This is a genomic window from Sorangium sp. So ce145, from assembly GCF_051525985.1.
Classification (GTDB): Bacteria; Myxococcota_A; Polyangia; order Polyangiales; family Polyangiaceae; genus Sorangium; species Sorangium cellulosum_B.
The window spans coordinates 5360919-5374070 of record NZ_CP150315.1 but is presented as its reverse complement, the minus strand read 5'-3'; the positions used below and the strand labels follow the sequence as shown (position 1 = coordinate 5374070).

The 13152-nt window shown below is 74.3% G+C and carries 6 protein-coding genes and 1 pseudogene; 3 read left to right on the top strand and 4 right to left on the bottom strand.

Annotation, left to right across the window (positions count from 1 at the left end; all coding sequences use genetic code 11):
• Positions 1–51 precede the first annotated feature (51 nt).
• On the top strand, positions 52–765 hold the full coding sequence (locus tag WMF34_RS19950; protein WP_437994203.1) for a cob(I)yrinic acid a,c-diamide adenosyltransferase: 714 nt from the start codon (positions 52–54) through the stop codon (positions 763–765).
• 332 nt (positions 766–1097) lie between these two features.
• Here the strand turns inward: WMF34_RS19950 and WMF34_RS19945 are convergent.
• From WMF34_RS19945 to WMF34_RS19935, 3 genes and pseudogenes are all read right to left on the bottom strand, one after another.
• Positions 1098–1544: pseudogene (locus tag WMF34_RS19945) on the bottom strand (CDP-alcohol phosphatidyltransferase family protein); the annotation flags it as partial.
• A 434-nt stretch (positions 1545–1978) separates the two neighbouring features.
• Positions 1979–3145: a hypothetical protein gene (locus tag WMF34_RS19940; protein ID WP_437994202.1), complete on the bottom strand. Its 1167-nt coding sequence runs from the start codon at positions 3143–3145 to the stop codon at positions 1979–1981.
• A gap of 356 nt (positions 3146–3501) precedes the next feature.
• Complete coding sequence (locus WMF34_RS19935; protein WP_012236483.1) at positions 3502–3984, bottom strand: MarR family winged helix-turn-helix transcriptional regulator; 483 nt, start codon at positions 3982–3984, stop codon at positions 3502–3504.
• A 274-nt stretch (positions 3985–4258) separates the two neighbouring features.
• Here WMF34_RS19935 and WMF34_RS19930 point away from each other — a divergent pair, with 274 nt between their 5' ends.
• A complete protein-coding gene (locus WMF34_RS19930) occupies positions 4259–6997 on the top strand; it encodes a transglycosylase SLT domain-containing protein (protein WP_437994201.1) in 2739 nt (912 codons plus the stop codon).
• 197 nt (positions 6998–7194) lie between these two features.
• Positions 7195–8568, top strand: coding sequence for a hypothetical protein (locus tag WMF34_RS19925; RefSeq protein ID WP_437994200.1), 1374 nt, complete (start codon positions 7195–7197; stop codon positions 8566–8568).
• Between the two features lie 13 nt (positions 8569–8581).
• Here WMF34_RS19925 and WMF34_RS19920 read toward each other — a convergent pair whose 3' ends face one another.
• Positions 8582–13054: a protein kinase domain-containing protein gene (locus tag WMF34_RS19920; RefSeq protein WP_437994199.1), complete on the bottom strand. Its 4473-nt coding sequence runs from the start codon at positions 13052–13054 to the stop codon at positions 8582–8584.
• Between the last annotated feature and the right edge of the window lie 98 nt (positions 13055–13152).

The following is a 13152-nucleotide window of genomic DNA, read 5'->3' as shown; positions in this document are numbered from 1 at the left end:
TCCGGCGGCGTTTCTTGACCCTCGTGCGCTGACGCCTTACGTGAGCTCCCCGTGAGCGACGACGATACGCGCGGGACGGGTGCCCAGACGCCGGACGGCGGGGAGAGCGGCGGCGCCCGCGTCTTCAAGGCGCCGAAGATCACGATCAACCGTGTCTACACGCGGCAGGGGGACGGCGGGCTGACCCGGCTCGTCGGCGGGCAGCTCGTCCCGAAGGACGACGCGCGGATCGAGACCTACGGCACCGTCGACGAGCTCAACGCGCTCGTCGGCGCCGCGCGGCAGACGTTGATCAAGCTGCTCCCGGGGGCGCCGAGCGAGGGCGCCCAGCGCCTCGTGGAGCTCGGGCGCACGCTGCTCCGCGTCCAGCACGAGCTCTTCAACCTCGGGTCGATCCTCGCGACGCTCCCGGAGGACGTCCACCCGAAGCAGCCGCGCGTGACGCAGGCCGAGATCGATCTCCTCGAGGCCGAGATGGACCGCTGCCAGGCCGATCTGCCGCCGCTGCGCTCGTTCGTCCTCCCCGGCGGCTCGCGGCTCAACACGGATCTCCACGTGGCGCGGACGGTGTGCCGCCGGGCGGAGCGCTGCTGCGTGCGCCTGGCCCAGGCCGGCCACGCCGATCCGCACGCGGTCCGCTACCTGAACCGCCTGAGCGACGCGCTCTTCGTCTGGAGCCGCTGGGCGGCCGCGCTCCTCGGCACGCCGGAGCTCCTCTGGGAGCCCGACGCCTCGGCGAGCGGCGGCAAGGCGCCGCCCGCCTGAGCCGCGCCGTCCTGGCCGGCATCACAGCGGCGCGCTCGTGGCCTTTCCGCCGCGCAGCAGGCGCGGGTGCTCTCCACCGGAGCGCGCGGTCGTCCTCGGCTCGTGCAGCGCACGCGCGCCGCCGCGTCGGCCGCCGCGAGGGCGGTGCGCGTGCGCTGCACGAGCCGCAGGCCCGCGGCGAGGCCGACGCCTGCCACGAGGGCGAGACAGGCGATCGTGATCGGGAAGGGGAGGGCGCCTGTCAGCCGCGTGGTCGGCACGGCCGGGCCGAAGACGAGCGCCGCGACGAGGTAGGCGAGCCGCTCGTGCCGGCGCATCAGCCCGTCGGGCAGCGAGATCTGGTAAGCGTCGGCCTTGGCGCGCGCGTAGCTCACGAGCGACGAGGCGACCATCGCGACGAGCGGGATCGCGAGCGCCGCGGGGTGCTCTCGGTAGAAGACGGCGAGGCCGATGAGCGGCGCGGCGTCGGACAGGCGGTCGAGGCACGAGTCGAGCACCGCGCCGGCGCGCGACGCCTTGCCGCCTTCGCGCGCCACCATGCCGTCGAGCGCGTCGAGGACGGCGCCGGCGATGAGCAGCGCGGCGCCGGACCGGAAGCGGCCGGCCGCGAGCAGCGGCGCGCAGGCGAGCGACAGGCCGAGCGAGAGGTAGGTGAGCGCGTCCGGCGAGACGCCGAGGCGCACGAGCGCGCGTGCGGGGGCGTGGAACGACCAGTAGAAGGCCTCGACCACCGGCCTGGGGAGCAGCGCGCTCCCAGGAGAGGCGCCGAGCCGCGGCATCGCGGGTCGGCCGCGGCGCGCGACGCGCACGGCGTAGGCGCCGAGCACGGCTGTGCAGATTAGGATCGCAACGGCGCAGGGGAGGACGGCCACGCCGAGGGCGGTTGCAGGGTTCGATCCGGGGCCGCGGCGGCGACGCGGGCGCATCGCCGCGGGCGATCGGGCTGCGCTGCTGCGAGCGACGACCTCGCGCCGTCGCGGGCGGCCTGGTCGCGCCCCCGCGCGCCGCCCGTGCGGGCGGGATGCGGTGAACGGTCGCGGCGGATCGCGCCGCGTGGGCGGGCGGAGCTAGAGCGACAAACGGGTTGAAACCGCCAGAAGAGAGCAGAATTCGAACCGCCAAGGCGCCAAGGACGCCAAGAGAATCACAAAAATCTTGGCGTCTTATGGCGCCTTGGCGGTTCACTTCTCGCTCGATCAACGTGATCGGTGTTCTAGGGGCAACTGGCGCGCGAGAGCCGGATGCCCTGGTCTTGCTCCGTGTAGGCGATACCGAGCTCCTGGCCTGTCCAGGCCAGCGCCGGGTACCGGGCGGTCGCGCCGCCGCTCGCCTCGATCTCGTCGCCCATGGGCTCGAGGTCCCGGCCCAGCAGCGTGACGAAGACCCCCGGGGGACCGTCGCGGAACTGGTAGTACGCGACGGCGAGGCCGCGCCCTGTCCACGCGAGCGCCGGCCAGTTGGCGCTGTCTTCGCCGTGCGAGACGATGGCCTCGGGCGACACCTCGTCCTGCGCGGAGATCCGGAGCGCGCGGATCTGCTCCGTGCCGCTGCGGGTGTCCTCCCAGACGAGAAAGGCGTCGTCCCCGCCGAGCACGACGCGCGGCAGCTTTGCCGTGACGCCCTGGTGCGCGATCGGATCGAGCGGAGCGCTCTCCTGGCCCGGCCTGGCGAAGTCGAGCGCGTCGCCCCGGGTCCAGACCACCGCGGTCTTCTCGCCGTCCGAGGCGACGGCCGGGAATTGCGCCTGATCCAGCGGCGTCGAGCTGCTCAGCGCGCCGCCGTCGAGGTGGCCGAGCCGCGACCCGCCCGCGTCCATCCACGCGACGAGCGTCCCGTCCTGGCTCGCCGCCGCGGTGGGCCAGGACTCGGCCGCTCCGCTCCTGGCCAGATCGAAGGCCGCGCCCTCGGCGACGCCTTCCAGCGTCGCGCGGCGGCCGCGCACGACGCTGCCCGCGCCGTCCTGATCCTGCCAGAGGACGAGCAGGCCCTGCTCGTCGCGGTGGACGCTCGGGTGGCTGGAGACGCCCGGCCCGTCATCGATCACCTCCTCCCGCAGCTTGTTGCCCTCCGCGTCGACCATGGCGAGGTGGATGTCGCCCTCGTCGGCCGCGCGCTCCTGCCAGGCGATGGCGAAGCCCGCCCCGGTCCACGCGATCGAGGGCGTGATCCCGCGGCCGCTGCTCACCTTCAGGCCCTCGGCCGCGATCGTGCAGGCCGCGGCATGGCTCCCGGTCCCTCCGCCTCCCGCCGCGTGCCCGCCGCCTCCCGCCGCGTGCCCGCCGCCTCCCGTCTCTGCTTGCCCGCCTCGTTCTCCGGAGCCGCAGCCCCATGACGCCGCGATGATCGCCGCGCTGATCGAGCCAAGAACCCAGTGCCTCATGGTTCCCCCGTCGTGGTGATGGGAGGCGCTCGGCGCGGCGCGCGCCGCGCGGAGATCGCGCCGAGTGCCTCGATTCACGGGTCCGGCGCGGCGACGTCCTCCGTCTCGGAGACGGCGAGGCGCGGATCGCCGTGCAGGACGACCGCCGTTTCTCTGTTCGATGTCCGGAGGGGCCGCGGGTCGCGGCCCAGCCCTGCGCTTCACGCAGATCACGCAGCGTGCGCCGAGCTTCGGGCCGCGAAGCGCCGTTCGCTCGGCGCGTCGCGGCTCCAGCGCCGTGCGCGCCTGCAGGCATTCTCCGATCGGCGCTGCCCTGACTGGATCGCGCGCCGCGCGCGCGGATCCGACCGGCGGCGCTACCCGTCGCCCTGCTGCGGCTGCAGCGCCTCGGCGACGGCCGCGAGCACGTCCTGCGCGGCGTCGAGCTTGCGTCGCGGCACCGACTTCAGCGCCTGTCGCACGGCCGCCTCCACCGTGCCGGTGCGGAGGCTGTCGAGCTCGCGTCCGCGCGCGGTGAGGCCCAGGAGCGCGCGGCGCGCGTCCTTCGGGTCGACCCGGCGCTCGATGATCCCGCGCTCTTGCAGCCGCTTCAGCACCCCCGTGAGGGTGCTCGGGTGCAGCTGCATGATCTCGGCGAGCTGCCCGGCGGAGATCCCCGGGTAGCGCCCGACGATGCGGATGACGAGGCGCTGCGGGCCCGTCACGCCCATCTTCGCCTCCATGCGCTTCGACGTCGACTGCAGGCCGTGATCGACGGCCCACAGGAGCTTCATGAAGTCGAGCACCTCGCCCAGCCGAGAGCTCTTCTCTGAAGGGGGGCCGGCAGGAGACGAGCGCATCGCCGATGCTTGCTAGCTCGCCCGGACGCGGGCGGCTAGTGCTGGTCGCAGCGAGGGCCGTCGGCCCCGGGCAGGCGCGGGGCGCGGCGCCGGCGCAGAACGCCGGGGAATCCGTGCGGGAACACCGCGGGAACATCGCGGGAAGCCCCGGATCGCCGCGGGCGCGCCGGGGCGCACCGGGGAGCGTGGCGATGTCGAGCAACCCACGGCGCCGCCGTTGAGTCCGCGCTTTGCCGTAGCGCTGGCGGGCGGTTTCGGAGCAAGATCCACGTCGATGAGCTGGGCACGGCGAGCCGCTCTGTGGACCGGGCTCGGCGCGCTGCTCTGCCTCTCGGGCGCGGCCGTCGGTCAGGCGCCATCGGTGCGCGCGTCCTTCTCGGCGGCGTACCGCGCCTTCCGTGATCCCAGCCTGCTCGATCGCGCGCCCGCCCTCGCGGCGGCGGCCGACGCATGCCCTCCGCCCGCGGGCGACGCGCCGCCCGCCCTCACGGCGCTCCTCGTGCACGAGTTCCAGCCCGCGGCGGACGAGGATCTCGAGGACCCCGACGGGGCGGTGCTGGCGACGCTGGCGATGCCGGACCTCGACGTGCCCCTCACGCGCCGCACGATGCGGTTCGTCCGCTTCTTCGCCCAGTCCGACGAGGGACGCGCCCTCTTCCAGCGGCGCTTCCGGCGCGCCGGCGCGTACCGCGAGATCATCGAGCGCTCGCTCCGCGAGGCGGGCCTCCCGGAGGATCTGCTCTGGGTCGCGGCGATCGAGAGCGGCTTCGACCCGCGGGCGGTCTCGCCGGCCGGCGCGGCGGGGCTCTGGCAGTTCATGCCGAGGACGGGCGAGGCCTACGGCCTGGAGCAGTCCGAGTGGATCGACGCCCGCATGGGCATCACGCGGGCCACGGACGCCGCGACCGCGCACCTGCGCGACCTGTACGAGCGCTTCGGCCGCTGGGACCTCGCGCTGGCGGCGTACAACCTCGGCCACGAGGGCGTCCTCCGCGCGCTGTCGAAGGTCGCGGCGGCGCGCGATCCCGAGGCCCGCGGACCCGTCGGGCTCGCGGAGCTCTCGCAGGCCGGCGCCATCCCCAAGGAGACCGCGGACTACGTGCCGCAGATCGTCGCCTTCGCGATCGTCGCGGCGAACCGCGGCCGCTTCGGGCTGGACCTGCCCGACGTCGCGCCGCTCCCGCCGCTCGACCTCGGCGAGGTCGCGGTGCCGCCGGGGACGCGGCTCCGCACGATCGCGCGCGCCGCGGGCATCTCGACGGCCGTGCTGCGCGAGCACAACCCCGAGCTCCTGCGCGACCGTGTCCCGCCCGGCCGTGTCGACCACCTGATCTCGCTGCCCGCCGATCGCGTCGCGCGCGCCATGGCCCTCTTCCCCGCCTACCTCGACCACGAGGAGCTCGACGAGGACGAGGGCGACGGCGCGAGCGCCGGGCTGCCGCGGCGCGCCGCGATCGGCGAGCTCGCGCTGGACGGCGCGTCGCTGCCGCCCCGCCCCGTGTCGCTCGGTCGGAACCGGCTCCCCCTCTTCACCCCGCCCGGCCAGGCGCCGGCGCCCATGCCGCTCCTCGGCAACCCGGAGGCGCTCGATGCGAGGCTCCCGATCGTGATGATCGGCGGCGGCGTCGGCTTTCGCCCTGCCTTCGAGGACGACCCGCTCGGCATCCGGAGCGGGCGCCTCGTCCCGTCGTCGCCCTTCGACGACGTCGGAGGCCCGAGCGCGCGCCGCGCCCTCAAGGGGCGCGAGGCGGCGATCGAGAAGCAGATCGGGCTCCTCGCGGGCCTCGGCCAGGAGCAGGTGCAGCGCTTCCGCCTCCCGAACGGCATCGCGGTCGACTTCCGGGAAGACCCCGCGGCGCCGCTCGTCTCGATCAGCGCGGCCGTCGCCGTCCCGGCGCGGTCCGCGGGCGACGCCGGCGCGGCGGGGCCCGCGCTCGCCAGCGAGGCGCGCGTCGCGATCACCGTGCCTCCGCGGGATCTCGACGTCGGCGTCGACCTCGTCGCCGCGCGGCTCAGGATGCTGCTCGGCGAGGCGAGCGACGCGCGCGTGGCCGAGCTCAGGCGGCAGGCCAGCGCGGCCTCGCGGCGCGCGCTCGAGCGGGCGCCGTACGGCCCCTCGTGGCTGGCGCTCGGGGACGCGCTGTTCCCCGCCGGCCACCCGCTGGAGGGCACCTTGATAGGGGCGCGCGGCGACGCAGGCGCGGCGAGCGATCTCCTGCTCACCGAGTCGCTCCGGCGCGAGCGCGCCGCGGCCCAGGCGACGATCGCGCTCTCGGGCGACGTCTCCCGCGCGGCGGTCGAGCAGGCGCTCGCGCGCTCGCTCCAGCGCGCCGTCGAGGAGCCGGAGCGGCCCATCGGTCCGCATCCGCGCGAGGAGCGGATCGTCATCGAGGACGCGGTGCCGGCGCCGCGGCTGCTCTACGGCTGGATCGCGCCGCCGGAGGGAGGCGCGGACGAGGCGCCGCTCCGGGTGGCGATGGAGATCCTCGTCAGCCCGCGCGTCGCGCGGCTCGCGAAGGCCCTCGTGGCCGAGGGGCAGCTCGCGTCGGAGGTGACGGGGCGCCTGTCGCTCGGCGCGCAGGCGAGCGTCGCGGCGGTGGAGCTCACGCCCGCGCCGTCGCGCAGCGCCGCCGAGCTGGAGCAGCGCCTCGACGCCGAGCTCGCGTCGCTCGCGACGTCCGGGCCCACCTGGAAGGAGCTGGCCCTCGCGAAGGCCTTGCTCAAGCTGGATCTCGAGAGAGAGCTCACCCGGCGCGCGACGGTCGCGCCGCCGCCGGCGTCTCCTCGGCCGATCACCGATCTGCGGCTGCGGGCTGCGCTCGATCCGGCCAGCCTGCCGAGGCTGCTCCGCGCGCTCGAGGAGGTCGAGCCGGCCGACGTGCGCGCCGTGGTCGCGCGGACCTTCGGCCGAGAGCGTCGGGTGAGCGTCACGACCTGGCCGCGCGGCGGAAGCGCCGTGGCGACCGCGGCCCCCTCGACGCTCCCGCCGCTCGCTCCGCCGCAGCAGCCGTGACGCCGCTGGCGCGTGCTCAATCGGCCGAGCGTGCCCAAGCGTGACCGAGCGTGCCCGAACGTGGCCAAACGCCGCTGAACAGGCCGGCGTGTAACCGGCGTCACATGTTCAGCACCCCGCGTGCCAGCCGGCCTTTTTCATCATGAACTTATGGACAGGTATGGACAGCTGGTAGTGATCGGAGATAGCACGGGAGAATGACGACCCCTGTGAAGCCGCTGATGGCTGCGGTACCGGCGAGCGAGCACTCCGGCCATTTCCAGGATGGTGTCTATCGGTCCTCCCTCGCGTCGCCCGCGGAGGCGCAGGCGCTCCGGGGGACGCGGAGCGGCATCGTGGAGCGCGCGACGCGGACCACCGCGAGGACGCACTCCGGCGTGCGGTTCTCGGAGGCGTCCGAGCTGCCTTCGCTGCTCGACCACGTGCCCGCGGTCATCGCGCTGGAGCGGCAGCCGGTGCTGCGCAACCTGCTCATCACCCAGTGCTACTACGAGATCTCCGCCGAGCTCGTGAAGCTGCTCGGCGGACGCAACGCCCACTGGTGCACCTTCGCCACGTGGGCCTCGAAGACCGCGGGGCGGTTCATCCGCAACGAGGAGGTGCCGGCGGTGCTCCGGCAGCTGATCCTCTCGGACGAGGACGAGCGGGAGGTGATCTCGCAGCGCGCCGGCATCGCGACGGGGCGCGGCAAGGGCGAGCCCGGGCGCTCGCCGCTCGCCAGCGGCGTCAACCTGCTCACGCCCTGGTGGGGTCATGGACTCGATCTGATGGAGATCCCAGAGCGGATCTTGCGCGAGCTGAGCTCGGACATCGCCCTCGGCAATCTCAAGGTCTTCGAGGAGCTCGGACCCCTGTTCGTCCGCATGATCCACCTCTATCGAGAGTGCCCGCGGCCCGGCGACGCGCAGCTCGCGGCGCTGCTCGACGGGCTGCAGACAGGGCAGTCCCGGGAGGGGGGACAGGGGCTGCTCCGCAGCGCCGTGGCGCGCTACCACGAGGCGATGCTCACGGAGGAGAAGGACAGGAAAGCGGAGCTGGTCCTCCTCGCCAACGCGCTCGTCGGGCTGCACGAGCAGGTGCGGCTCCAGCCGTACATCGCGAGGGCGCTCAACGCGCCCGTCCGCTGCCTGCGCGACGCGATCGGCGTTTCTGGACGGCACCTGCCCGAGGCGCTCAGATCCGTGATCCGCGAGCAGGCCGAGAAGGTGCAGTCGGTCTGGCGCCTGCTGGCCACGAAGGAAATGATGACCATGCGCCTGCCGGACGAGCTCCTCGATCTCGGCCACGACCTGCCCGCGCCGCCCGGCTTGCCGCTCCACTGCGCGGAGCTGGCGACCATCGAGGATCGCGAGCTCTTCGACCTCCTGAGCGAGTACGACGCGCACGACCAGACGACGCACGGCTGCGGCGCGGAGGACTGGGCGTCGCTGCCCGAGCGCATGGGCTACATCCTCGAGCTGTTCCGCTCACGGCAGTCCTGCGCGCGGCTCCTCGAGCGGCCCTTCAGCCGCGAGCAGCACGCCGAGATCGTCGCCTGGCGGGTGCCGATGCCCAGCCACGGCGAGCTCTAGCGCCGCCCTCGGCTCAGGGGCGGGCCGCGCGGCGCTCGGAGAGCTGCGCCAGAAGGCCGAGCGCGCCCTGACCCTCCGCGATCTCGCGCCCGCGCCGGAAGGCCGCCTCGGCCCGATCCCGCGCCTCCGCGGCCGACGGCGCGCCGCGCACGAGGGCGATCTCGCCCTCGAGACGGTAGAGCTCTGGCTCGAAGTAGCGTTCGTCGCTCTTCTCGACGAAGGCCAGCGTGTCGGCGAGCAGCGCGCTCGCCTCGTCGACGTTGCCCGCGCCGAGCTCCGCCTCGATGAGCGCCGACCGCCAGTAGGTGAGCGACACGCGGCTGCCGACGCCGGTCAGCATCGCCAGGCCTGCGCGGATGCGCGCGGCGCCCTCGGCATACCGCGCGCGCGCCGCCTCGCCGGCCGGCCCTTCGGCCGCGCGCGCCGCCGTCGCCCAGCCGAGGTCGATCTGGCTGAGCGCCGCCCAGTGGGGCATGCCCACCTCCTCGGAGAGCTTGCTGAGCGCGTGCGCGTGCGCCTCCGCGCCCGCGAGATCGCCGAGCAGGCAGCACAGCACGGCCGCGAAGTGCTCGACGAAGCCGCGGCTCACGGGCTGGTTCAGCTCCTCGCACAGCGCGATCGCCTCGTCGACCGAGGCCCTGGCGCGCTCCGGCTCGCCGAGGTGGAACGCGATCCAGGCGAGGTGAGACAGGGAGAACGCCGCGGCGTCCTGGCCGAAGAGGAAGGCGAGCGGGAGGTGGCGCGCGGGATCGTAGAGCGCGAGCACCTTGTTGAAGTGCTCGCGGGCCTCGCGGAGGTGCCCTCGGAGGAAGCGCGTCGCGCCGAGCGCCTGGTGGGCGCCCAGCGTGATGCCGGCGTCACCCGTGCTGTCGGCGAGCGCGAGCAGCTGCTCGCCGTGCTGCTCCGCCAGCGCGTAGTCGCCGCGGACGTGGAAGAAGATCCAGAGCCCCCACAGCGCGGGGAAGAGCTGCGGCGAGGAGCCCGCCTCGCGGCAGAGCGCGTGCGCGCGCGCGTACGTCGCCTCGACCTCCGGGGCGGCGTAGCCGCGCGTGATCATCAGTGGGACGCCGAGCGTGGTCTGCAGCGTGATCTCGTCGCGCATTCGCTCGCGCGTCTCCGGGAGCTGCTTGAGGAGCTCGAGCCCGCGGCTGAGCTGGCTGATCGCCTCGGCGTGCGCGGACGAGAACAGCGAGGCCTCGCCCGCGCGCTGCCACGCGGCGACGGCGGGGCCGATCAGCGCGGCCTCGGTGTAGTGCCGCGCGAGCAGCTCGGGCGGCGTATTCGTGGTGCGCTCGGCGAGGACGGCGGCGATGCGCGCGTGGTACACCTGCCGGGTGCTGCGGAGCAGCGACTGGTAGGCGGCGTCCTGCACCAGCGCGTGCTTGAACGTGTACGTCGAGCGCGGGGGGCGCCCCCGCTGGAAGAGCAGCTCGGCGTCGACGAGCTGCGCGAGCGCCTCGCGCAGCGCCTCGGGGCTCGACGCCATGAGCAGCGGCTCCGCGCCCGCGCTGCCGGCCGCGCACAGCTCGAGCGCCTCGTAGGCGAACGATCGGCCGAACACCGCGCAGAGCTGCGCGACCTCCTTGGCAGGGCCCAGGCGATCGAGGCGCGACATCAGCGAGTGCTGGAGGGTGGTCGGGATCTCGAGCGCGTCCACCCCCTGGCGCGCGGCGCTCGGCGCGCCGGTCGACTCCCCGGCGGCGGCCTGCGCGGCGGCCGACTCGACCACCATGCGCGTGAGCTCCTCGGCGAACAGCGGGACGCCATCGCTGCGCTCCGCGAGCGTCCGGATCACCTCGTCTGGCAGCGACGCCTTCGTGCCCGGCGCGCCGCCCGTCGCGTACGCGCCGGCGAGCTGCTGGACGAGCGCCCGCATCCGCTCGGCGCTGAGCGGGGCGAGGTAGAGCTGGGTGAAGTGCGACCGCACCGGCCACGGCGGCGCGAACGTCGGGCGCGCGGTCAGGAGCAGCAGCAGCGGAGACGGCCGCCCCTCGTCGATGAGCCGGCCGAGCAGCTCCAGGGTCGACGGGTCGGCCCAGTGCAGATCCTCGGCCGTCAGCACGAGCGGCTGCCGATCGGCGAGCCCGAGGAAGAGCTGCAGGAGCGACGAGATGGTCTCCTGCCGCTGGCGCTGCGGGGTGAGCGCCGGCATGGGGTGGCGTCCCTCGGTCGGGATCGACAGCAGCGCGGCGAGCAGCGGCACGGCGAGCGGCCCCGCCTCCGCGTCGGCGAGCAGCTTCTCCAGCCGCGCGAGCCGGTCTTCGCGCGGCTCGAGCCCTGCGCCGCGCTCCGTCGACGGCGCGGCGCCGCTCAGCGTGCTCGCGCGCTCGCGGTCGCCCGCGAGCAGCGCGTTGAGCAGCTCGATCACCGGATAGAAGGCGCTGTTCTGGAGCTGCGGCGAGCAGCGCGCCTCGAGCCACAGGTGCGGCGTCCCGGCCAGCCGATCGCGGAACGCGCGCACGCTCCGCGACTTGCCGATCCCCGCCTCGCCCGTCATCAGGACGACCTGCCCCGCGCCCCCCGCGGCCCGCGTCCACCGGGCCGCGATCTCGTCGAGCTCGCTGTCTCTCCCGACGAGCGGCGTGAGCCCGTGCTGCATCCTCGCGTCCAGCCGGTCCCGCGCGGTCGTGCGCCCGTGCACCGCGAAGACCTCGATCGGCTGGCGCGCCTCCTTCGGGCTGATCTCGCCGAGCGCGTCCACGTGGTAATAGCCCTCGACGAGCTTCAGCGTCGCGCGGCTCACGAGCACCGTGCCCGGCTCCGCGTGGGCCTTCAGCTGCGTCGCGGCGTTCAAGGTCGGGCCCGCGAGCGATGGCGCGGTGTCGCTGTCCGCCACGACGACGATCCCGGTGTGCACGCCGACCTGCACGGACAGCGGCATGGACACGAGCTCGCGCGCGTTCAGGCGGGACATGTGCTCGACCAGATCGAGCGCCGCCTGCACGGCGCGGAGGGCGTCGTCCTCCCTCGCGACGGGGTGGCCGAAATACGCGATCGTCTCCTCGCCTGGGGAGCGGAGGAAGACCCCCTCTTGCGCCCCGATCACCTGGGCGCACACCGCCTGATACATCTGGACGAGCTCGTGGAACGCCTCGCTGTCGACCGTGTCCGCGATGCGCTCGGCGCCGGCGAGCCCGCAGACCAGCACGGTGAGCTGGCGGCGCTCGCCGCGGCCGGTGGTGGACATCGGCCGCGTCCCGGGCGCGACGCTGGGGCGGGACGTGAAGCTCGTCGCCGGCGCCGTCGGCGGGCCCCCCGAGGCGCCGAGGTGGATCGACGCGTTGCGGATCGGCCTCGCCGGCGCCGCGGCGGGCGCGACGTTGCGGCCTGGGATCGCGAGCGTCGGCGCGGCGCCGAGCCGCTCGTCCTGCCGCTGCTGCTCGGGGGATTTGCGCACCGTGCCCGGCAGCGACGCGATCTGCTCGGAGGGCACGGGCTGGGTCTCCTGCTCGGCCTCGCTCTGCCCGGAGGAGGGCACGGGCTGGGTCTCCAGCTCGGCCTCGACCCGCCGCGCCGGTCGCGTCGCGATCGCCCGCTGCTCCAGCGCGCCGCCGCGCTCCTTCAGCGAGGCGGTGGGTCCAGGATCGGGCGGCAGCGGCCACGGGATCCCCGACACGTCGCACTCCTCCAGCAGCTCGTAGGCATCGCGGGCGGACCGGAAGCGGTGCGCTGGCGACTTGGCGGTCGCTCGCTCGAGCAGCGCGCCGAGGGGGTGGCCGCGGAGGGCGCGGGGGATCGGCACCGGTTCGGGGCTCAGCTGGCGGAAGATGACCTCGGCGATCGTCGCCTCGTGCATCACGGGCGCGCCGATCAGGCACTCGAGAAAGGTGAGCCCCCATGCATAGATGTCCGCCGCTGTGGTCGGGGTGGACTGCACGAGCTGCTCCGGGGCCATGTAGGCCGGCGTCCCGTTGAACTCCCCGGTGGGGGTGAGCGCGCGGTAGTCGGTGGAGCGGGCCTCGCCGATGAGCGCGGCGATGCCGAAATCCAGCACCTTGGCGTGCGTCCGCTTGCCCGACCCGGCGACCATGATGTTGTGCGGCTTGAGGTCGCGGTGAACGACGCCGCGCTCGTGGGCGAAGCCGATGGCGTCGAGCACCTGCAGCATCAGCCGCTTCGCCTCGTTCGGCTCGACCCCCCTCGTGCGCTGGCAGCGCGCGGTCAGCGTCTCGCCGTCGACGTACTCGAGCGCCAGGTAGAGCTCGCCCTCGGGCAGGCGCCCGGCGTCGAGCAGGCGAACGATGTTCGGGTGGCTCAGCTGGGCGATGACCTGCATCTCCCGCTCGAAGCGCGCTTCCTGGGAGCTCGACTCGCGCGAGCGCCGCAGCACCTCGGGCCGAAGCAGCTTGAGCGCCACGCGCTGGGTGGTCACGATCTGGCGCGCATCGTAGACGACGCTGTGGCCGCCGCTCCCGAGGTGCCCGAGCACCTGATACCGGCCGTCCACGAGCGCGCCGACCTCGAGCAATCCATCGCGAGCGGGCATCTCCTGATCTCTTACCGCCGAACGCCCCCGGAGTGGATCGTGAACGCCGCTGCCGGTCCAGGTTGATCGCTCGCGCCGCCTCGAGGCCCGCTGAAGCG